We start from the raw sequence: 19,752 nt of genomic DNA, 5'->3' as shown, positions 1-19,752 counted from the left end.
AGGCTCACTCGTCGGCGGGCACCCAGTTCGGCTTGCGCTTCTGGGCGAAGGCCAGGATGCCTTCCTGCCCTTCCTCGCCGGCGAAGAAGCCCGCGGACAGCTCGTTCATCGCGGCGAAGCCGTCGCCGGGGGTGGCCGGTCGGGGGCGGCTGAGCAGGGTTTTGGTGGCGGCCAGCGCTTTCGGGCCGCCCAGGGTGAGGGACTTCAGGTAGGACGCCGTCTTCGCGTCCAGCTCGTCGGCCGGGACGGCGGCGTTGAGCAGGCCGATCTCCACCGCGCGACGGGCGTCGAAGACCTCGCCGGTGAGGAACAGTTCGTGGGCGGCGCGCGGGTTCAGGCGCGGCAGCACGGTGAGCGAGATGACGGCCGGGACCACGCCGATCCGCACCTCGGAGAAGGCGAACGTCGCCTCGGGCACGGCGACCGCGATGTCACACGCGGCGACCATGCCGATCCCGCCCGCGCGCGCGGGCCCGGCCAGCCGCGCGACAACCGGCTTCGGGCTGGTCCACAGCTGGTCCAGGATCTTCGGGAACTCGTTGACGCCCTGGTCGCCCGCACCCGCGCCGCGCGCCTCCTTGAGGTCCATGCCGGCGCAGAAGACCGGGCCGGTGTGGGTCAGCAGCACCACGCGCACGGCGTCGTCCTCGCGGGCCTTCTCCAGCGACGCGCTCAGCTCGCGGCGCAACTGGGCGGACAGCGCGTTGCGGTTGTGCGGGGAGTCGAGGGTGATCGTGGCGGTGCCGCCCACCACGTCGTAGTGCACCAGTTCGTCAGCCATGCGATCACCCTCGCATATCCGCGCGCACTGCCCGCTGTGACGTGCGTCAGGCGGGGCAGAGCCAGCCCGGGTCGCCGTCCTGCGCTTCGACCGCGTCGTGCGCCGGGAAGTGGCGCTTCAGCGTGAACGCCGCCGGGGTCGGGCCGTGCGCGCGCAGCAGGCGGATGCGCTCCTCGGCGTCGGCGACCGCCGGGCGTTGCCCGGCCGGCACCCACCACAGCGCCGACGTCATCTCCTGAACCCGCTCGAACCACTCGCGCCGCCGTCGCAGCACGGCCAGGTGCCCGGGCGAGTAGACGAAGTCCGCCAGGGCCTGCACCGACGTCCAGACCGACATGTTCGTGAGCACACCCGCACTGCCCGCGGTGTCCCAGGCGAAGGCCTGGACCGCCGTCGCGTCGCCGTCTTCCGTCTGCAGCCGCCAGACGAAGCCGGGTGCGGCGTCGGCCAGCGCGTTCACGGGCTCGAGGCCGTCGACGAAGTCGCGCAGCCGTGGGTCGTCCAGCGGCGCGAGCAGCCGGGCGATGTTTACCTGGGCAAGCTCGAAATCCATGGTCCCTCCAGAGTGAGTGCCGTCTCCGGCCACCCTGAATCAGGGCGGCCGGGACGGCAACGGAGTTCTCAGGGAGCAGGAACGCGGTTCTGTGCCGCTTCATACCGGCGCAGCACAGCGGCGGCCACGCGCGGGTCGGTGCCGAGTGGTTCGGCCAGGTAGACGCCCGGATCTGCTTCGCGGGCCAGTGCGGCGATGCGGTCGGGCAGCAGGCCGGGGGCCAAGAACCACGACGCGACCGCGATCCGTTCGACGCCGCGGGACCGGAGCCGCTGGACGGCGGACGGGACGTCCGGCTGGGCGGCGCTCGCGAAAGCCTCGGTCACCGGGATGCCGAGGCGGGTTTCCCAGCGCGCGGCCAGGTCCGCGACGGCCGCGTTGGCGCCCGCGTTCGACGAGCCCACGGCGCTCACCACCAAGCCGCTGCCCGAGCCGAGACCAGCGCCGGCCAGCCGGTCCAGCGCGACCTCCTCCAGCACCGGGTCAACGCCCAGGACGTCGGACACCCGCACGTCGAAGCCCGGGCAGTCCGCCTGGACCTCGGCGACGAGCGCGGGCAGGTCCACCCGCGCGTGGAACGCACTGCCGAGCAGTAGCGGGACCACCACGGCGGAGCGGTGTCCTTGGTCGTACAAACGCCGCAGCACGTCCGTGACCCGCGGCTCGGAAAGGTCCAAAAAGGACTCATACACCTCGGCGCCCGGTGCCTGGTCGCGCACCCGCTCCACGAGCCCCCGCACGGTCACTGCCGAGCGGGGGTCGCGGCTGCCGTGCGCGACGGGCACCAGGGGGGCGATCACGGGAATCGGTCGCCGATCAGGCCGGCCGCGAGCGTGTCCCCGTCCTTCGGGTCGATCACCAGGAACGCCCCGGTGCGCGGGCTGGCGGTGTAGTCGTCGACGCCCAGTGCCTCGGCCAGCCGCAGCTCCACGCGGCCGATGTCGTTCAGCTCCAGTGAATCCGGCGAGTCCACACTGGACAGCGTCTGCTCGTCGAACCGGGCGGACAGCTCCTCGACGATCGCCTGCACGGTGCGTGTGCCGTGTTTCACCAGCACCCGCGCGCCCGGCTTGAGCGGCTTCGCCGAGAGCCAGCACAGCGTGGCCGCCAGCTCGTCGGTGACGCGCGGCGGCCGGTCGGCCGTGGCGATCAGGTCGCCGCGGGAGATGTCGAGGTCGTCGGCGAGCAGCAGGGTGACCGAGGTGCCCGCGCCCGCCTCGGCGAGTGGCCCGTCGGCGGTGTCGATGCCCTCCACTCGCGTGCGGAGTCCTTGCGGGAGAACGACTATCTCGTCGCCGGGCCGCACGGTGCCCGCGGCGATCTGCCCGGCGTACCCGCGGTAGTCCGGGTATTCGGCGGTGCGCGGCCGGATCACGTACTGCACCGGGAAGCGGAACGCGGCCTCGTGCGGGTCCGGCGCGACCGGCACGTTTTCCAGGTGCTCCAGCAGCGTCGGGCCGGTGTACCACGGGGTCCGCGCGGACTTCGCGGCGACGTTGTCGCCCTGCAGCGCGGAGACGGGGATGGTGGTCACCGAGCCGGTCCGGTAGCCGAGCGATTCGGCGTGGGCGGCGAATTCCTTGGCGATCACGGCGAACGTGGCCTCGTCGTAGTCGACCAGGTCGATCTTGTTGACCGCGAGCACCAGCTGCGGGACGCCGAGCAGCGCGAGCACGGCGGCGTGCCGGCGGGTCTGCTCGATCACGCCCTTGCGAGCGTCGACCAGCAGCACGGCGAGCTGCGCGGTGGAGGCGCCGGTCACCGTGTTGCGGGTGTACTGGACGTGGCCCGGGGTGTCGGCCAGCACGAACGAGCGCTTCGGCGTCGCGAAATAGCGGTACGCCACGTCGATGGTGATGCCCTGCTCACGCTCCGAGCGCAGCCCGTCGACCAGCAGCGACAGGTCCGGGGTGGACAGTCCTTTGTCGACGGACGCGCGGGTGACGGCGTCCAGCTGGTCGGCGAGCACGGACTTGGTGTCGTACAGCAGGCGGCCGACGAGTGTGGACTTGCCGTCGTCGACACTGCCGGCGGTGGCGAGCCGCAGGAGGCTGGACATCAGAAGTAGCCCTCTCGTTTACGGTCTTCCATGGCTGCTTCGGACATCCGGTCGTCGGCGCGCGTGGCGCCGCGCTCGGTGAGGCGGGACGCGGAGACCTCCGCGATCACGTCGGAGACCGTGGCCGCGGTGGACTCGATGGCGCCAGTGCAGGAGCCGTCGCCGACCGTGCGGTAGCGGACGGTGAGATCGTGGACCTCTTCACCCGCGCGGGGCCCGCCCCAGGGCCCTTCGGTGAGCCACATGCCGTCACGCTGGTAGACCGAGCGCTGGTGGGCGTAGTAGATCGAGGGCAGCTCGACGTTCTCCCGCGCGATGTAGTTCCAGACGTCGGCCTCGGTCCAGTTGGACAGCGGGAAGACGCGCACCTGCTCGCCGGGGCGGTGACGGCCGTTGTAGAGGTTCCACAACTCCGGGCGCTGGCGGCGCGGCTCCCACTGGCCGAAGGAGTTGCGCAGGCTGAAGATGCGCTCCTTGGCGCGGGCCCGCTCCTCGTCGCGGCGGCCGCCGCCGAACACGGCGTCGAACTTGTTGTCCGAGATGGTGTCCAGCAACGGCGTGGTCTGCAGTGGGTTGCGCATGCCGTCGGCACGTTCTTCGAGGCGGCCGTCGTCGATCCAGTCCTGGACCTTCGCCACGACCAGGCGGAGGTTGTGCTTTTCCACCACCCGGTCGCGGAAGTCGATGACCTCGTCGAAGTTGTGCCCGGTGTCGACGTGCAGCAGCGGGAACGGCACCGGCGCGGGCCAGAACGCCTTGATCGCCAGGTGCAGCAGCAGCGTCGAGTCCTTGCCGCCGGAGAACAGGATCACCGGGCGGTCGAACTCGCCCGCGACCTCGCGGAAGATGTGGATCGCCTCGGACTCCAGAGCGGCGAGGTTGTCCTGGGCCGGCTCCAGGACTCGTGAGTGTTTATGACGGTTAGAACCGTCATAAACACTCACGAGCTTTGTCTCTTCGCCCGCCGCCGTCATCCGTGCAGCCCGCATTCGGTTTTCGCCTGGCCGGCCCAGCGGCCGCTGCGCGGGTCCTGCCCCGGCGCGACCTTCGCGGTGCACGGCGCGCAGCCGATGGACAGGTAGCCGACCGAGACCAGCGGGTTCTCCAGGATGCCGTGCTCGCGGATGTAGCCGGCGAACTCCTCGTCGGTCCACGGCGCGATCGGGTTGATCTTGACCAGGCCGTTGCGCTCGTCCCAGGTGACGATCGGGCTGTTCGCGCGGGTCGGGGCGTCGACCCGGCGGACGCCGGTGACCCAGGCGGAGTAGCCGGCCAGGGTTTTGCGCAGTGGCACCACTTTCCGCAGGTTGCAGCACAGCGTCGGGTCGCGGTCGTGCAGCTTCGCGCCGTACTCGGCGTCCTGCTCGGCGACGCTCTGCTCGGCCTGGGCGTTGACGATCGTCACGTCCGGGTACACGGTCTGCACCGCGTCACGGGTGCCGATGGTCTCGGCGAAGTGGTAGCCGGTCTCCAGGAACAGCACGTCCACATCGGACTTGACCTGGGTGGCCAGGTCGATCAGCACCGCGTCCTGCATGTTGGACGCCACGATGAAGTCGTCGCCGAAGGTCTCGGCCGTCCAGCGCAGCGCCTCCTCGGCGGTGGCGTCGGCCAGCTCCTTCGACGCTCGTTCGGCCAGGGTCCGGTAATCCGCTGTGGCGGTCATCCGTGCGACACCTCCGGTAGGGACAGTCCGTGGAACTTCACCGAGAACGTCCGGCGGCAGCCGGTGCACAGCCAGCCGCCGCCCTCCTCGGGACGCAGGTCCTCGTCGCCGCAGAACGGGCAGTAGTACGGCACCGCCCGCTCGGTCGAGGTCACTGCAGCACGCTTTCGTCGGCCCGCGCGACCCACTGCGCGAACCGCTCTCCGCTTTCGCGGCCGTCGATGTACGCGCGGACCACCCGCTCGACGTACGCGGTCAGCTCGGTCGCGGTCACCTTGTGGCCGCGCAGCTTCCGGCCGAACCCGGCGTCGAGGCCGAGGCCGCCGCCGAGGTGCACCTGGAAGCCCTCGACCTGCTTGCCCTCGCCGTCGGTGACGATCTGGCCCTTGAGCCCGATGTCCGCGGTCTGGATCCGGGCGCAGGAGTTGGGGCAGCCGTTGAGGTGCACGCTCACCGGGGTGTCGAGGTCGGCCTGGATGTCGGCCAGGCGCGTCTCCAGCTCGGCCACCAGCGCCTGCGCGCGGGCCTTCGTCTCGACGATCGCGAGCTTGCAGAACTCCAGCCCGGTGCACGCCATCACGCTGCGCCGCCAGGGCGAGGGCCGGGTGTGCAGGCCCAGCTCGGCCAGCTCGGCCTCCAGCGCGGGCACCTCGGGCTCGGGCACGTCGAGGACCACGAGCTTCTGCTGCGGCGTCAGCCGGACGCGCTCGGAGCCCGCGTGCTCGGCGGCCTTGGCCACGGCCAGCAGCGTCTCGCCGTTCACCCGGCCGGCGACCGGCGCGGCGCCGACGTAGAACCGGCCGTCGACCTGCTTGTGCACGCCGACGTGGTCGATCGGGGCGGGCGGCACGTCGGGCGCGGGGCCGTCGATGAGCTTGCGCTTGAGGTACTCGGATTCGAGGACGTCGCGGAACTTTTCCGCACCCCAGTCCTTGACCAGGAACTTGATCCGGGCCCGCGCGCGCAGCCGCCGGTAGCCGTAGTCGCGGAAGACGCTGATCACGCCCTCCCAGACGTCGGGCACTTCGTCGCGCGGCACCCAGGCGCCGAGCCGCTGCCCGATCATCGGGTTGGTGGACAGGCCGCCGCCGACCCACAGGTCGAAGCCGGGGCCGTGCTCGGGGTGGTTCACCCCGACGAACGCGATGTCGTGGATCTCGTGCGCCACGTCCGCCTGACCGGAGATCGCGGTCTTGAACTTGCGCGGCAGGTTCGAGTAGCGCGGGTCGCCGATGAACCGGCGCTTGATCTCCTCGATCGCCGGGGTGCCGTCGATCACCTCGTCCTCGGCGATGCCGGCGACGGGGGAGCCGAGGATGACGCGCGGGCTGTCGCCGCACGCCTCCAGCGTGGTCATCCCGGCGTTCTCGAGCTTCTGCCAGATCGTGGGCACGTCCTCGATCTGGATCCAGTGGTACTGGATGTTCTGCCGGTCGGTGATGTCGGCGGTGCCGCGCGCGTGCGTCTGCGAGATCTCGGCCAGCACGGCGAGCTGCTGCGTGGTGAGCATGCCGCCGTCGAGCCGGACGCGGAGCATGAAGTAGCGGTCGTCCAGCTCCTCGGGCTCCAGCGTGGCGGTGCGGCCGCCGTCGATCCCGGGCTTGCGCTGGGTGTACAGGCCGAACCAGCGGAACCGGCCGCGCAGGTCACCGGGGTCGATCGAGTCGAAGCCGCGGTGGGCGTAGACGTTCTCGATGCGCGCGCGGGCGTTGAGCGGGTTGTCGTCCTTCTTCGAGCGCTCGTTCGGGTTCAGCGGTTCCCGGTAGCCGAGCGCCCACTGGCCCTCGCCGCGCTTCTGCCGGGCACGGGGGGCGCGGCCGGGCGCGGGGGTGTCACGCGTGGGTGAGGCCATTTGGGGGTCCTCCGGGAGGCGGTCGTGGCACCGGGGCCACCGCGGGGCCCGGGGAGTTTCCGGCGGGCAGGCTGGTTCGCGGCGGTCCGGCGCCGGCGGTCCAGGTGTGGTGGGCTGGTCGGGCGTCGGGAGTCAGCGGACCGGCCGGCAGAGCGCGCTCGCGACGCGCACAAGGTCGACGTGGCGGCGCGCCACGAGCAGGACACCGGCAGGACTCACGGCTCTGAGCGTGCCACGCGTCCACAATGTGGTCCAGGCTTGCCCGGATGGTGGGAGAGGCCTCACTGTGAGGGGACAATGCGGTGCGGTGGGGCGGTACAAGCGCACTGTCCGCCAAGGCCTCCTTACCGGCGTGGGCCGCGGGCAAGGAGGCCTTGACGGACTTCGAGTCCCTGTGCCGGACTCCGTCGGGAGCCGGTGGACAATGGACGTCGTGCCCGTGACCAGCCAGACCACCGAACCTGCCACCATCGGATTGCCCGAGAGCGCCCTCGAAGGGCTGGGGACCCGGCCGTTCGGCGTCTACGTGCACGTGCCGTTCTGCGCCACCCGCTGCGGCTACTGCGACTTCAACACCTACACCGCCGGCGAGCTCGGCTCGGGCGCGTCGCCGCGGTCGTGGCTGGACGGATTGCGCCGTGAGCTGGAGCTGGCCGCCCGGGTACTCCAGGCGCCGCCGGCCGCGGAGACCGTGTTCGTCGGCGGCGGGACGCCCTCGCTGCTCGGCGCGGACGGGCTCGGCGAGGTGCTCGACATCGTCCGTGGGGTGTTCGGGCTGGCGCCCGGCGCCGAGGTGACCACCGAGTCCAACCCGGAGTCGACCTCGCCGGAGTTCTTCGCCGGGATCCGCGAGGCCGGCTACACCCGCGTTTCGCTCGGCATGCAGTCCGCGGCGCAGCATGTGCTGCAGGTGCTCGACCGCGTCCACACGCCAGGACGGCCGGTGGACGCGGCGCGCGAGGCGCGGGCCGCGGGCTTCGAGCACGTGAACCTCGACGTGATTTACGGCACTCCCGGCGAGCGCACGGAGGACCTGCGGGCGTCGCTGGACGCCGTGCTCGCCGCGGGGGTCGACCACGTCTCGGCGTACGCGCTGATCGTCGAGGAAGGCACTGCGCTGGCTCGGCGCGTGCGGCGCGGCGAGCTGCCCGCCCCGGACGACGACGTGCTGGCCGCCGACTACGAGCTGATCGACATCACCCTCGCCGCCGCGGGCCTGGGCTGGTACGAGGTTTCGAACTGGGCCTCCTCGGCGGCCGCGCGCTGCCGGCACAACCTCGGCTACTGGCAGGGCGGCGACTGGTGGGGCGCGGGCCCCGGCGCGCACAGCCACGTCGGCGGCGTGCGCTGGTGGAACGTCAAGCACCCGGCGCGGTACGCGGCCCAGCTCGCCGCGGGCGAAAGCCCCGAAGCGGGCCGTGAGCTGCTCACCGGCGAAGACCGCCACCTGGAGCGGATCATGCTCGAACTCCGGGTCGCGGAAGGGCTTCCGCTCTCCGCGCTGGACGCCGCCGGGGTGGCCGAGGCACGCGCGGCGGCGGCGGAAGGACTGCTGGACGAGTCCGTTTTGGACAGTCAGGGCCGCGCCGTGCTGACCGATCGCGGGCGGCTGCTCGCGGACGGCGTCGTGCGTCGCCTGGCCGGCTGAATCCCGGCTGATCGCGGGGGAATTTTCGCTTCGCGGGCATAAACGCGGCCGATGCTTGGTTGCTGCAAGTGTCCACGAGCGAGGGAGTCGCGCATGCCGCAGGCGGTCAGATACAGCGAACACGGCGGAATCGACGTGCTGCGAGTGGTCGAAGTACCCCGTCCCGAACCCGGACCCGGCCAGGTGCTCGTCCAGGTCAAAGCCGCCGGCATCAACCCCGGCGAGGCCATGATCCGGCGCGGCGCGCTCGCTGACCGGTGGCCGTCGGAGTTCCCGTCCGGGCAGGGCAGTGACCTGGCCGGCGTGGTCGTCGGGCTGGGGCCCGAGGTCGATGAGATCCAGGTGGGCGACGAGGTCGTCGGCTTCGTGAACACCCGCTCCAGCCACGCCGAGTACGTCGTGGTCGAGGCCGCGGACCTGACCCCGAAGCCCAGCGGCGTTTCCTGGGAGGCGGCCGGCGCGCTGTTCGTCGCCGGTACCACTGCGTACGCCGCGGTTCGGGCCGTCTGTGTGCGCGAAGGGGACACCGTGGTGGTTTCGGGCGCCGCGGGCGGCGTCGGCTCGCTGACGGTGCAGCTGGCCAAGCTCACCGGCGCGACCGTGGTCGGCCTCGCGAGCGAAGCGAACCACGCGTGGCTGCGCGAGCAGGACGTGATCCCGGTGGCGTACGGCGAAGGCGTTGAGGAGCGCATCCGCGTGGCCACGGGCGGCCAGGTGGACTCCTTCATCGACAACTACGGCGACGGCTACGTGGAGCTGGCGCTGCGGCTGGGTGTCTACACGGGACGGATCAACACGGTGATCGACTTTGCCGCTGTGGAGACGTACAGCGTGAAGTCCGAGGGCAACTCGGCTGCCGCGTCCGCCGAGGTCATGCGCGACCTGGTCGCGCTGGTGGACAAGGGCCTGCTCGAGGTCCCGATCGCTGCCGTGTACCCGCTCGCGCAGGTGCAGGACGCCTACCGCGAGCTGGAAGAGCGCCACACCCGCGGCAAGATCGTGCTCAAGCCCTGACCAGCGTCTTCAGCCCGGCCACGAACATCTCCAGGGCGAACTCGAAGCGCGGCCCGCTCGTCTCGGCAGTGAAGAACTCCCCGGCCTGCAACAGGTTCGGGAAGGCGCCGGCGGGCAGCGACCGCATGTACTCCTCCATCTGACTCTCACGTTCGGCGACTTCGGCCTGGTCGAAGTCGCCGAACGTCCAGCTGCTCGCCTCGTACGCGTGGGCTTTCGCGTACAGGCTGAGCGCGTCGCTCGCGAACATCGCCTGCTCCATGCTCAGGCCGCCCGCGCGCAGCAGCGCCAGCATCGCCTCGCCCTGCCGTAGCGCGTTCGGCGTGACCGGCACCGGCGTGTTCCACGCGACCCGCGCGATGCCCGGGTACGCCATCATCGCGCGCACCTGAAGCCGCACCAGCTCCTTCACCTGCTCGTCCCAGCGCTCGGCGTCCGGCGCCGGCTGCGGCACGTCGCCCAGCGCCGCGTCGAGCATCAGCTCGTCCAGCTCCTCCTTGTTGGACACGTACGCGTACAGCGACGCCGGCCCGGTTTCCAGCCGCTGCGCGACTTTCCGCATCGTCACGGCCTCGATGCCTTCCGCGGCCAGGATCTCCAGCGCCGTCTTCACCACCAGCTCCTGGGAGAGCAGGGGCTTCGCGGCGCGCCGCCGCGGGCTGGGGGTTCGGCGCCAGGGCGGGGGCGGGACGGTCATGCCGCTCAGCCTAGCCGCGCCGATCTCCTTGACGCGAACGACGTTCGTGAGTAGAACTGTTCTTAACGAACCACGTTCGCTAAGGAGAGAAAGCCATGACTGACCTGGCCACTCAAGAGACCGCCCGGGAAGAAGTCCTCGCCGTCCTCGGCCGCCTAAACGACGCCTGGAACGCCGGCGACGCCACCGCGTACGGCCGGCTCTTCACCGAAGACGCCGACTACGTGACGTTCTTCGGCATGCAGTTCCCGGGCCGGGAGCTGATCGAAAGTTCGCATCGAGCGCTGTTCGAAGGCCCGCTGAAGGGTTCCAAGCTCGTCAACGGCTACGGCGAAGCGCGCATCCGCTTCCCCTCGAAGGACGTCGCGATCGTCGTCTCCGGCGGCGGTTCCTCGCTGTCCGGCGGCGACGTCGTCGAGGAAGGGCGGGAGGTCACGGTCACTTTTGTGCTCGTGCGCGGCGGGGAAGGCTGGTTGATCACCGCGTTCCAGAACACCCGCGTGTCGGATCCGCGGGCGGCGTGAGAACGATCGTGGAGGTCTCCGGCGTCGTCGCTACCACGCCGTCGGAGGCCTTCGCCGGGATCGAGCGGCGGCTGAAGAAGTATCCGACACCGGTCGAGGCAGACCGCGAACGGCGAACGCTCGTGCAGCAGGGCGGCTGGTGGTATCGCGGTGAGTACCACGTCGTGGCCGATCCGGCGGGCGCGCGCGTGACCCACCGGGTGCTCAACGCCGCCGAGGGTCAGTGGTGGGCGGTGCTGCTGGCCAACCGGTTCCTGGTCGGTTTCCGGCCCCGCGTCCGGGCCGGGTTCGCCGCGCTGCTCGCGGAACTGGGCCAAGGTATTGCCTAGGCGAGACGGGTGGCGGGCGCGTACGGTGGAATCAAGATTAGGCAAGCCTTACTGAATGGGTGGTTACCGATGGCCGATGCTCCGGCGCGCAAGGGGAGGCCGGCGGTGCGGCTCCAGGTCCTCCGCAAGGAGAGCCTGAGCCCGCACATGATCCGCATCGTGGCGGGCGGCGAGGGCCTGCGGGACTTTTCGCCGAACGAGTTCACCGACGCGTACGTGAAGGTCGTCTTCAAGGTGCCCGGCGTCGAGTACCCGGAGCCGTTCGACCTGCAGCGGATCCGGGCCGAGCTGCCGCGCGAGCACGCGCCGCGGCTGCGCACCTACACCGTCCGCTCGTACGACGAGGCGGCCGGCGAGCTGGTGATCGACTTCGTCGTGCACGGGGACGAGGGGCTCGCCGGGCCGTGGGCGATGCGCGCCGAACCCGGGGACGAGCTGCTGTTCTCCGGTCCCGGCGGCGGTTACGCGCCGCGGGCCGACGCGGGCTGGCATCTGCTGGTGGGCGACGAGGCCGCGTTGCCGGCCATCGCGGCGGCGCTCGAGGCCATGCCCGCCGGCGCGCCCGCGCACGTTTTCCTGCTGGTGGCGGACGTGGGCGAGGAGCAGCCGCTCGTCACCAAGGCGGACGCGCAGATCACCTGGCTGCACCGGGCGAGCGGCGGCGACCTCGCCGCGGCGGTGAAGGCACTGCCGTGGCGCGAGGGCGAAGTTCAGGCGTTTGTCCACGGCGAGGCCGGGTTCGTCCGGGAGCTGCGCCGGTACCTGCTCGACGAGCGCGCCGTTTCGCGGGACTCGCTGTCGCTGTCCGGATACTGGCGCGAGGGCAAGAACGACGAGGCCTGGCGTGAGGAGAAGGCGGCCGAGCGGGCGCGCGAATCGGCGTAACCTCGCCGCATGGCGACTGAGGTGAAGGTGGACATCGACCCGGCCGAGGCCGGGTTCGACAGTGGACGGTTGTTGCGCATCGACCGGCATTTCGCCCGGTATGTCGACGATGGGCTGCTTCCCGGCTACCTCGCGGTGGTGAGCAGGCACGGCCGGATCGTGCACGTCGCGTCGCACGGCAGCCGCGACGTCGAGGCGGGCGCCCCGGTGGAGCCCGACACGATCTGGCGCATCTTCTCGATGACGAAGCCGATCACCTCGGTGGCCGCGATGACCTTCGTCGAAGAAGGCCGGATCGACCTCAACGACCCGATTTCCCGGTGGCTGCCCGAATTCGAGTCGCCGCGGGTCTACGTCAAGGGCTCGGCGCTGGCCCCGGTCACGGAGCCGGCGACCGAGCCGATCCGGCTGTGGCACCTGCTCACGCACACCTCCGGGCTGACCTACGGCTTCCACCACACGCACCCGGTCGACGCGATCTACCGGGCGGCGGGGCACGAGTGGGGCACGCCGAAGGGACTGGACCTCGCCGCGTGTTCCCGGCAGTGGGCCGAGTTCCCGCTGGTGTTCCAGCCCGGCAGCGAGTGGAACTACTCGGTGTCCAGCGATGTGCTCGGCCGCCTCGTCGAGGTGCTCGCCGGGAAGCCGTTGGACGAGGCGCTGGCCGAGCGCGTCTTCAACCCGCTCGGCATGACCGACACCGGCTTCTGGACCCCGGACACCGACCGGCTCGCCGCGCTGTACCTGCCGGACCCGGCCACCAAACGGGCCGTGCGCAACGACGTTTTCGGCAAGCTCGGCACCGCCCGCCCGGAGTTCCTCGGCGGTGGCGGCGGCCTGGTCTCCACCGCGGGCGACTACCACCGTTTCACGCAGATGCTGCTGCGCGGCGGCGAACTTGACGGCACACGGGTGCTCGGTCCGCGCACGGTCGAGGTGATGGCCAGCAACCACCTGCCCGGCCACGTGGACCTCGAGGCCTACGGCCGGCCGCTGTTCGCCGAGATGCCGTTCGACGGTTTCGGCTTCGGGCTGGGCTTTTCGGTGCTGGAGGACCCGATCAAGGCGAAGACCCTGTCCAGCGCGGGTGAGTACGCCTGGGGCGGCGCGGCGTCCACCGCGTTCTGGGTGGACCCCGACGAGGACCTGACGGTGGCGTTTTACACGCAGCTGCTGCCGTCGAGCACCCACCCGATCCGGCAGCAGCTGCGTCAGCTGGTCTACCAGGCGCTGGTCGACTGAGCCTGCCGGTTCAGCCGAACGACTGACCCGCGTACGTCCATTGAGGACGTACGCGGGGGTCGTTCAGACCACCGGCTGGGTCGGCCGGTTCGGCGTCAGCGCGATCTCGCCGCGCAGCATCCGGCCGCCGTCGCCGGTGAGCCGGAGGTAGTAGTCGGAGCTGCAGCGCGTGCCGTCCTCGTCGAGGGCCCAGATGCCAGAACCCGCGGGGACCATCGAGGAGTCCTCGGCGGTTTTCGCGATCTGGTTGCCCTCGTTGTACTCGTCGAACATCGAGATGTAGATGCCCTGGGCGCCGGCGCGGATCATGTTGTAGAACTGGTGCCACATGAAGTCGCCGTGCACGCGCTGGCGTTCCTGGGTGTCGCCGGGCAGCACGCAGGGCTGGTAGTCGATGCCGTGGGAGTTGCAGTCCGCCTGGTCGCCGACGGTGATGGTGTTGTAGACGTTGTCGGAGTCGCCCACGTTGCCGATCGCGCCGACCATCCACGGTGAGAGCGCGTTGAACGCGTGGTAGACGTCGGAGAACCCGGTGCGGGTGCCCGAGCCGCCGACGCGCCATTCCCGCGGCACGCCGCCGATCACGTAACAGCCCTGGCCCTTGAACCAGTTCACCACGTCGAGGCAGGGGCCGGCGTCCCACGGGTGGTTGCCGTCGTTGAAGCCGAAGCCCCAGATGCAGACGACCGGTTTGCCGTTCTGGCGGGCGTACGCGCCGGACGCGGTGTGCGCCGACATCTTCGACGTCCAGTCGTCCTTGATCTCCTGCTGCATGTTCGTCCAGCCGGTGACGTCGTACATCACGTAGAACTTCCGCCCGTGCGATTCGGCGGCGCTGCGCACTTTGGCCGCCATCGCGTCGCGGGTCGGGCCCTCGGCGCCGTTGGGGTTGAAGCGCTGCAGGGCCGCGGTGTCGATGCCGAACTGCTGCAGCCACGAGAAATGCGTGTCGACGGTCTGCTGGTCGTAGGAGGAGAACAGGTTCGCGGTCTGCCCGTTGCCGAGGTTCCCGTAACCGGTTTGGTAGGTGTGCTGGTAATCGCGGACGTCGGGCCACGACTTGATCCCGGTGTTGCTAGGCGACGGCGGCTGGCTCGCGTCGCGCGCCCAGTGCCACCAGGCATTGATCGGCGCGCCGTCGCCGATGCAGGCGAACCACCCCTGGTAGCCGACGGTGATCTTGCCGACCACGTCACCGGGCGGACTGGCGGCCGACGCGGGCGTGGCCAGTGCGGCCAGCGAGGGCAGCGCGGCGGCCGCGGAACCGGCGGCAGCCAGGGACAGGAAAGTACGGCGGGACACGCCCATGACGGGACTCCTCGTCGCGACGATGCGGACAGGACAGCGGCGGCGAGGCGAGAGTACGAATCTTTCACACGTTTGTATAGATGGCTGGGACTTTCTGTCGGCTTACCGCAAGCGCGCGGCCCGAGAGCGCCCCAATGCGGCGTTCGGTGCGTTGGACGCACCGAACGCCACATGGGGGCGCATCAAGGCAGGTGACCCCGGGGCGGTTCCGGATCCGTCAAGCCGTCAGCTTCCCCACGATCTGACTCCCATACGCGCCCAAAGTCTCTTCCCGCTCATCGTGCATCAGATACAGCGCGAACTGATCAACCCCCAGCTCAGCGAGTTCCTGCAGACGCGCGATATGGGCAGAAGCGGGCCCCAGCAGGCAGAAGCGGTCCACGATCTCGTCCGGGACGAAGTCCGTGGACGGGTTGCCCGCGCGGCCGTGGTGGCTGTAGTCGTAGCCTTCGCGCTCGCGGATGTAGTCGGTCAGTTCGCGGGGGACCGCGCCGGTGGAGCCGTAGCGCGACACCAGGTCCGCGACGTGGTTGCCGACCATCCCGCCGAACCAGCGGAGTTGCTCGCGCTGGTGGGGCAGGTCTTCGCCGACGTACGCGGGGGCGGCGACGCAGATCGTGATGCCGCCGGGGTCGCGGCCGGCTGCGCGGGCGGCGTCGCGGACTGCGCCGATCGTCCAGCGGGCGATGGCCGGGTCGGCGCATTGCAGGATGAAGCCGTCAGCGTGTTCGCCGACGGTCTTCAGTGCTTTCGGGCCGTAGCCGGCCATCCACATCTCCAGCCGGCCGTTCCGCACCCACGGGATGCGCACGGCCGTGTCGTTCATGGTGACCTCGCGGCCCTCGGCGAGGTCCTTCACCACCCGCATGCAGTCGCGCACCGTGGCCAATGTGGACGGTGGCTTGCCGACCACCCGGTGCGCCGAGTCACCCCGCCCGATGCCGCACACGGTGCGGTTGCCGTACATGTCGTTCAGGGTGGCGAAAGTCGACGCCATCACCGACCAGCCCCGCGTACCCGGCGAAGTCACCATCGGCCCGACCACCAGCGACGAGGTCTCCGCCAGGATCCGCGAGTAGACGACAAACGGCTCCTGCCACAGCACCGCCGAGTCGAACGTCCAGCCGTAGCGGAAACCCTGGCCCTCGGCGGCCTTCATCAGCCGCACGACGTCGGACGCCGGCGGGTCGGTCTGCAGCACGATCCCGAAGTCCACGGTTCCGCCCCTCAGTTCAGGTACTGGTTGAGGCCGCGGGACAGGAACTTCCCGTGGCCGGCGCCGCCGCTGAAACCGTCCGGCGACACCACGACCCGGCCGCGCGAGAGCACCGTGTGGACCTTGCCGGTCAGCTCGAATCCCTCGTACGCCGAATAGTCCACGTTCATGTGGTGCGTCTCGGCGGACAGGGTCTGCCTGGCCGCCGGGTCGTAGACCACGATGTCCGCGTCCGAGCCCGCGGCGATCACGCCCTTCCGCGGGTACAGCCCGAACATCCGGGCCGGCGTCGCCGAGCAGGTCTCGACCCAGCGGCCGAGCGACAGCTCTCCGGCGACGACGCCCTGGTGCAGCAGGTCCATTCGGTGCTCGACGCCGGGCATGCCGTTCGGGATCGCCCGGAAGTCGCCGCGGCCCAGCTCCTTCTGGTCCTTGAAGCAGAACGGGCAGTGGTCGGTGGACACCACGGACAGGTCGTTGGTGCGCAGCCCGCGCCACAGGTCGGCCTGGTGCGACTTCTCCCGCAGCGGCGGCGAAGCGACGTACTTCGCGCCTTCGAAGCCGGGCTTCGCCAAGTCCTCAATGGACAAGTACAGGTACTGCGGGCAGGTCTCGGCGAACACGTTCTGCCCGTTGTCACGCGCTTCCGCCACCGCCGCCAGCGCTTGCGAGGCGGACAGGTGCACGATGTACAGCGGCGAGCCCGTGACGGCGGCCAGCCGGATCGCGCGCGAGGTCGCCTCGGCCTCCAGCTCCGGCGGTCGCGTGCGCCCGTGCTCCACCGGGTCGACGCGGCCCGCGGCGTACGCCTGTGCGGCCAGCTCGTCGATCGCGATGCCGTTCTCCGCGTGCATCATGATCGTGGCGCCGATTTCGCGCGCCTGCTGCATCCCGCGCAGGATCTCGCCGTCGGTGGAGTAGAAGACGCCGGGGTAGGCCATGAACATCTTGAAGCTGCCCACGCCGGCGTCCACGCAGGCCCGCATCTCCTTGAGCGAGGAGTCGTTGACGTCCGAGACGATCATGTGGAAGCCGTAGTCCACGGCGCAGTTGCCGTCCGCCTTGCCGTGCCATTTGTCCAGTGTGGACAGCAGTGAGGTGCCCTTGGCCTGCACGGCGAAGTCGATGATCGTGGTCGTGCCGCCCCAGGCCGCGGCGATGGTGCCGGTCTCGAAGGTGTCGACCGAATGCGTGCCGCCGAAGGGCATCTCCATGTGCGTGTGCGCGTCGATCCCGCCGGGCAGCACGTACTTGCCGGTGGCGTCGATCGTCTCGTCGCCGGTGAGCACGCCGGGCGCGGCGACGGCGGTGATGCGCTCGCCGTCCACGAGCACGTCGGCCTCGACGGCGCCGGCGGGGGAGACGACCTGGCCGCCCTTGATGAGGGTGGTCATCAGGCCTCCGTCAGGGGGCCGTAGCTGTCCGGGCGGCGGTCGCGGTAGAAAGCCCAGAGGTCGCGCACCTCGGCGAGCTTGCCCATGTCCAGGTCGCGGACGACGATCTCCTCCTCGGAGTCCGAAGCGGCCTCGCCCACCAGCTGCCCGCGCGGGTCGGCGAAGTAGGACTGGCCGTAGAAGTCGTTGTCGCCCAAGGGTTCCACGCCGATGCGGTTGATCGTGCCGACGAAGTACTCGTTCGCCGCGGCGGCCGCGGGCTGCTCCAGGCGCCACAGGTACTCCGAGAGCCCGCGGCTGGTCGCCGACGGGTTGAACACGATCTTCGCGCCCGCCAGGCCGAGCGCGCGCCAGCCTTCGGGGAAATGCCGCTCGTAGCAGATGTACACGCCGATCCGGCCCACGGCGGTGTCGAACACCGGGTAGCCGAGGTTGCCGGGCCGGAAGTAGAACTTCTCCCAGAACCCCTTCACCTGCGGGATGTGGTTCTTGCGGTGCTTGCCGAGATAGGTGCCGTCGGCGTCGATCACCGCGGCGGTGTTGTAGTAGACGCCGGGCTGCTCCTGCTCGTACATCGGCACCACCAGCACCACGCCGTGGCGCTCGGCCACCTCCTGCATGAGCTTCGTGGTGGGGCCGTCCGGGATGCCCTCGGTGTAGGAGTAGTAGTCGGCGTCCTGGATCTGGCAGAAGTACGGGCCGTAGAACAGTTCCTGGAGGCAGACGACCTGGGCGCCCTGCGAAGCCGCCTTGCCGATGGCTTCGACGGCGCCTCCGATCATCGACTCCTTGTCACCCGTCCACCGCTGCTGGATCAATCCGGCTCGGACCAGGTCGCTCACTTGTCTCCTCCTTCGTGCTGGACCGGGACAGCAGGGCGAAGACGACGAACGCGCCGACCAGGCCCACCACCCAGTTGTAGTCGTAGAGCGGCTTGAGGAACGGGATGAGGCCGTCCGCGGGGAAGGGGCCGCCGTAGGCCCCGCCGACCGCGAGCACCGCGCCGACCAGCGTCGCGACCACCGCGCGCCAGTTCCAGCCCCCGGCGAACCAGTACACTCCATCGGGTGTGTAGAGGTCCTTCAGCTTCAGCTCGGTCCGGGCGATCACCCAGTAGCCGGCCACCAGCACGCCGGCCACGGCGCCGAGCAGGCCGCCGTAGAACCCGAGCCAGGCGAAGATGTAGATGCTCGGGTCGGAGTAGAGCCGCCACGGCTGGATCAGGATGCCGACGACGCCGGTGATCAGGCCGCCGAGCGCGAACGTGATGCGCTTGGGGAAGGCGTTGGAGAAGTCGTAGGACGGGCTGACCACGTTCGCCGCGAGGTTCGCCGAGATCGTCGCCAGCACCAGCGCGGCTAGCGCGACGACGACCACGACCGGGCTGGAGAACTTGTCCGCCAGCTGCGCCGGGTCCCAGATGTCCTGGCCGTAGAGCACGTGCCCGCCGGAGGTGGTCAGGATGGCCACGATCGCGATGAACGTCATCGTGGTGGGCAGGCCGAGGATCTGCCCACGCACCTGCTTGCGCTGGCTGCCGCCGAAGCGGGTGAAGTCCGGCATGTTGAGCGAGAGCGTGGACCAGAACGCGATCATCGCCATCAGCGACGGCGCGAACACCTTCCAGAACCCTGGGCCCCAGCCGAGCTTGCCCGGGTCGGCCAGGATCGGGCCGAAACCGCCCGCCTTCACCAGCACGTAGCCGAGCAGGATCAGGAAGCCGACCGACACCAGCGGGGCGGTCCAGTTCTCGAACTTCCGGACCGCGTCCATGCCGCGCCAGATGATCAGCATCTGCACGATCCAGAACACGGCGAAGCTCAGCCACAGCGTCCAGTGCTGGCCGAGCACCACGGTCGAATCGCGCCAGCCGGACCCGGCGAGGCGGCCGACGATCACGTAGATCGACTCGCCGCCCACCCAGGTCTGGATGCCGAACCAGCCGCACGCGATGAACGCGCGCAGCAGCGCGGCCAGGTTGGCGCCGCGCAGGCCGTAGAACGCCCGCGCGAACACCGGGAACGGGATGCCGTACTTCGTGCCGGCGTGGCTGTTGAGCAGCATCGGGGCGAGCACCACGAGGTTGCCGATGGTGATCGTGATGAGCGCCTGCAGCCAGTTCATGCCGAGCGCGATGAGCGACGCGGCCAGCGCGTAGCTGGGGATGTTGTGCGCCATCCCCATCCACAGCGCGAAGTAGTTGTACGTGCTCCAGGTCCGTTTCCCGATCGGGACCGGGGCCAGTTCCTCGTTGAAGAACCGGCTGCCGTGCAGGGACCGGACGTCGGCGAGTTCCACCCGCCCGTCGGCGTGCACCTGTGAGGTCGGCTCCATTGCGGAATCCTGCGCGCCGGGTGCGCGCGGGTGGCATATGCAGACTGTTCACCGATCGGCTGCCCTCGGCGCAGTCTGTCGATTGCGCGAACGGCCCCGACGGTGCATGACCTGGGTCACAATCCGCCGGTAGCGTCGGCGCAAAGTGAGCGAAACACGGCCAGGTTCTCCACAGGATCTCCACAGCTCACCCGGATGGCCTCCACGGTGGTTCCCTAGAGTCGTCGGCATGGACAGAGGGGGACGGCGG

General features: G+C 70.2%; 21 protein-coding genes. 6 read left to right on the top strand and 15 right to left on the bottom strand.

The annotated features are described in order from the left end of the window. Positions 1-4: 4 nt before the first annotated feature. The 9 genes from OG371_RS01560 to OG371_RS47315 form a co-directional block, all read right to left on the bottom strand. The gene (locus OG371_RS01560; protein ID WP_329064767.1) at positions 5-781 is read right to left on the bottom strand and encodes an enoyl-CoA hydratase-related protein; all 777 of its coding nucleotides are present in this window, start codon (positions 779-781) and stop codon (positions 5-7) included. A 46-nt stretch (positions 782-827) separates the two neighbouring features. Then, positions 828-1,334 (bottom strand): DUF3291 domain-containing protein, encoded by a 507-nt coding sequence (locus OG371_RS01555; RefSeq protein WP_329064765.1) that lies wholly within the window; start codon positions 1,332-1,334, stop codon positions 828-830. Positions 1,335-1,402: 68 nt separating this feature from the next. Continuing rightward, entirely contained in the window at positions 1,403-2,134 is a 732-nt protein-coding gene (locus OG371_RS01550; protein ID WP_329064763.1) for a sirohydrochlorin chelatase, read from the bottom strand. Further along, positions 2,131-3,393, bottom strand: a complete 1,263-nt coding sequence (locus tag OG371_RS01545; RefSeq protein ID WP_329064761.1) for a sulfate adenylyltransferase subunit 1 — start codon at positions 3,391-3,393, stop codon at positions 2,131-2,133. The genes OG371_RS01550 and OG371_RS01545 overlap by 4 nt, the downstream gene beginning before the upstream one ends. Beyond that, complete coding sequence (cysD, locus tag OG371_RS01540; RefSeq protein ID WP_329072869.1) at positions 3,393-4,292, bottom strand: sulfate adenylyltransferase subunit CysD; 900 nt, start codon at positions 4,290-4,292, stop codon at positions 3,393-3,395. Before cysD ends, OG371_RS01545 begins: the two co-directional genes overlap by 1 nt. Before the next feature lie 71 nt (positions 4,293-4,363). Continuing rightward, entirely contained in the window at positions 4,364-5,059 is a 696-nt protein-coding gene (locus tag OG371_RS01535) for a phosphoadenylyl-sulfate reductase (protein WP_329064759.1), read from the bottom strand. Then, entirely contained in the window at positions 5,056-5,214 is a 159-nt protein-coding gene (locus OG371_RS01530; protein ID WP_329064757.1) for an Insertion element protein, read from the bottom strand. The genes OG371_RS01535 and OG371_RS01530 overlap by 4 nt, the downstream gene beginning before the upstream one ends. Next, the gene (locus tag OG371_RS01525; protein ID WP_329064755.1) at positions 5,211-6,911 is read right to left on the bottom strand and encodes a nitrite/sulfite reductase; all 1,701 of its coding nucleotides are present in this window, start codon (positions 6,909-6,911) and stop codon (positions 5,211-5,213) included. The genes OG371_RS01530 and OG371_RS01525 overlap by 4 nt, the downstream gene beginning before the upstream one ends. 132 nt (positions 6,912-7,043) lie before the next feature. Then, positions 7,044-7,382: a putative leader peptide gene (locus tag OG371_RS47315; protein ID WP_442876068.1), complete on the bottom strand. Its 339-nt coding sequence runs from the start codon at positions 7,380-7,382 to the stop codon at positions 7,044-7,046. Between OG371_RS47315 and hemW the strand changes: the two genes are divergently transcribed. Together hemW and OG371_RS01515 are read left to right on the top strand one after the other, a co-directional pair. Further along, positions 7,351-8,559 carry a radical SAM family heme chaperone HemW gene (hemW, locus tag OG371_RS01520; protein ID WP_442876137.1) on the top strand — a complete coding sequence of 403 codons (1,209 nt, stop codon included), beginning with the start codon at positions 7,351-7,353 and terminating at the stop codon, positions 8,557-8,559. The two genes, OG371_RS47315 and hemW, sit on opposite strands and share 32 nt — an antisense overlap. Positions 8,560-8,652: 93 nt before the next feature. After that, positions 8,653-9,573: an NADP-dependent oxidoreductase gene (locus OG371_RS01515; protein WP_329064751.1), complete on the top strand. Its 921-nt coding sequence runs from the start codon at positions 8,653-8,655 to the stop codon at positions 9,571-9,573. Here OG371_RS01515 and OG371_RS01510 read toward each other — a convergent pair. Beyond that, positions 9,563-10,270 carry a TetR/AcrR family transcriptional regulator gene (locus OG371_RS01510; protein ID WP_329064749.1) on the bottom strand — a complete coding sequence of 236 codons (708 nt, stop codon included), beginning with the start codon at positions 10,268-10,270 and terminating at the stop codon, positions 9,563-9,565. The genes OG371_RS01515 and OG371_RS01510 overlap by 11 nt on opposite strands. A gap of 95 nt (positions 10,271-10,365) precedes the next feature. On the opposite strand from OG371_RS01510, the gene OG371_RS01505 reads away from it, so the two are divergent. The 4 genes from OG371_RS01505 (at position 10,366) to OG371_RS01490 (ending at position 13,250) form a co-directional block, all read left to right on the top strand. Next, a complete protein-coding gene (locus OG371_RS01505) occupies positions 10,366-10,794 on the top strand; it encodes an SgcJ/EcaC family oxidoreductase (RefSeq protein ID WP_329064747.1) in 429 nt (142 codons plus the stop codon). Next, positions 10,791-11,123, top strand: coding sequence for a hypothetical protein (locus tag OG371_RS01500; RefSeq protein ID WP_329064745.1), 333 nt, complete (start codon positions 10,791-10,793; stop codon positions 11,121-11,123). The genes OG371_RS01505 and OG371_RS01500 overlap by 4 nt, the downstream gene beginning before the upstream one ends. A gap of 69 nt (positions 11,124-11,192) precedes the next feature. Beyond that, entirely contained in the window at positions 11,193-12,008 is an 816-nt protein-coding gene (locus OG371_RS01495) for a siderophore-interacting protein (protein ID WP_329064743.1), read from the top strand. Between the two features lie 9 nt (positions 12,009-12,017). Beyond that, on the top strand, positions 12,018-13,250 hold the full coding sequence (locus OG371_RS01490) for a serine hydrolase domain-containing protein (RefSeq protein WP_329064741.1): 1,233 nt from the start codon (positions 12,018-12,020) through the stop codon (positions 13,248-13,250). A 63-nt stretch (positions 13,251-13,313) separates the two neighbouring features. Here the strand turns inward: OG371_RS01490 and OG371_RS01485 are convergent, their stop codons facing one another. The 5 genes from OG371_RS01485 to OG371_RS01465 all read right to left on the bottom strand — a co-directional run bounded on the left by OG371_RS01485 (position 13,314) and on the right by OG371_RS01465 (position 19,502). Then, positions 13,314-14,558 carry a glycoside hydrolase family 71/99-like protein gene (locus OG371_RS01485; RefSeq protein WP_329064738.1) on the bottom strand — a complete coding sequence of 415 codons (1,245 nt, stop codon included), beginning with the start codon at positions 14,556-14,558 and terminating at the stop codon, positions 13,314-13,316. Positions 14,559-14,775: 217 nt separating this feature from the next. Continuing rightward, positions 14,776-15,774, bottom strand: coding sequence for a TIGR03842 family LLM class F420-dependent oxidoreductase (locus OG371_RS01480; protein WP_329064736.1), 999 nt, complete (start codon positions 15,772-15,774; stop codon positions 14,776-14,778). An 11-nt stretch (positions 15,775-15,785) separates the two neighbouring features. Then, positions 15,786-17,168: a dihydropyrimidinase gene (gene hydA / locus OG371_RS01475; RefSeq protein WP_329064734.1), complete on the bottom strand. Its 1,383-nt coding sequence runs from the start codon at positions 17,166-17,168 to the stop codon at positions 15,786-15,788. Next, complete coding sequence (locus tag OG371_RS01470; protein ID WP_329064732.1) at positions 17,168-18,010, bottom strand: nitrilase-related carbon-nitrogen hydrolase; 843 nt, start codon at positions 18,008-18,010, stop codon at positions 17,168-17,170. Before OG371_RS01470 ends, hydA begins: the two co-directional genes overlap by 1 nt. Beyond that, positions 17,961-19,502 carry an NCS1 family nucleobase:cation symporter-1 gene (locus OG371_RS01465; protein WP_329064730.1) on the bottom strand — a complete coding sequence of 514 codons (1,542 nt, stop codon included), beginning with the start codon at positions 19,500-19,502 and terminating at the stop codon, positions 17,961-17,963. The genes OG371_RS01470 and OG371_RS01465 overlap by 50 nt, the downstream gene beginning before the upstream one ends. Between the last annotated feature and the right edge of the window lie 250 nt (positions 19,503-19,752).

This window comes from Amycolatopsis sp. NBC_01480, assembly GCF_036227205.1.
Classification (GTDB): Bacteria; Actinomycetota; Actinomycetes; order Mycobacteriales; family Pseudonocardiaceae; genus Amycolatopsis.
Note: the sequence above shows the minus strand (reverse complement) of the source record. Positions and strands in the feature narration are given on the sequence as shown.

Coding starts and splice junctions, on each gene's coding strand:
- OG371_RS01560 (WP_329064767.1), bottom strand. CDS start 781: ATGGCTGACGAACTGGTGCACTACGACGTGGTGGGCGGCACCGCCACG.
- OG371_RS01555 (WP_329064765.1), bottom strand. CDS start 1,334: ATGGATTTCGAGCTTGCCCAGGTAAACATCGCCCGGCTGCTCGCGCCG.
- OG371_RS01545 (WP_329064761.1), bottom strand. CDS start 3,393: ATGTCCAGCCTCCTGCGGCTCGCCACCGCCGGCAGTGTCGACGACGGC.
- OG371_RS01535 (WP_329064759.1), bottom strand. CDS start 5,059: ATGACCGCCACAGCGGATTACCGGACCCTGGCCGAACGAGCGTCGAAG.
- OG371_RS01525 (WP_329064755.1), bottom strand. CDS start 6,911: ATGGCCTCACCCACGCGTGACACCCCCGCGCCCGGCCGCGCCCCCCGT.
- OG371_RS47315 (WP_442876068.1), bottom strand. CDS start 7,382: ATGGTGGCAGGTTCGGTGGTCTGGCTGGTCACGGGCACGACGTCCATT.
- OG371_RS01515 (WP_329064751.1), top strand. CDS start 8,653: ATGCCGCAGGCGGTCAGATACAGCGAACACGGCGGAATCGACGTGCTG.
- OG371_RS01510 (WP_329064749.1), bottom strand. CDS start 10,270: ATGACCGTCCCGCCCCCGCCCTGGCGCCGAACCCCCAGCCCGCGGCGG.
- OG371_RS01505 (WP_329064747.1), top strand. CDS start 10,366: ATGACTGACCTGGCCACTCAAGAGACCGCCCGGGAAGAAGTCCTCGCC.
- OG371_RS01495 (WP_329064743.1), top strand. CDS start 11,193: ATGGCCGATGCTCCGGCGCGCAAGGGGAGGCCGGCGGTGCGGCTCCAG.
- OG371_RS01490 (WP_329064741.1), top strand. CDS start 12,018: ATGGCGACTGAGGTGAAGGTGGACATCGACCCGGCCGAGGCCGGGTTC.
- OG371_RS01485 (WP_329064738.1), bottom strand. CDS start 14,558: ATGGGCGTGTCCCGCCGTACTTTCCTGTCCCTGGCTGCCGCCGGTTCC.
- hydA (WP_329064734.1), bottom strand. CDS start 17,168: ATGACCACCCTCATCAAGGGCGGCCAGGTCGTCTCCCCCGCCGGCGCC.
- OG371_RS01465 (WP_329064730.1), bottom strand. CDS start 19,502: ATGGAGCCGACCTCACAGGTGCACGCCGACGGGCGGGTGGAACTCGCC.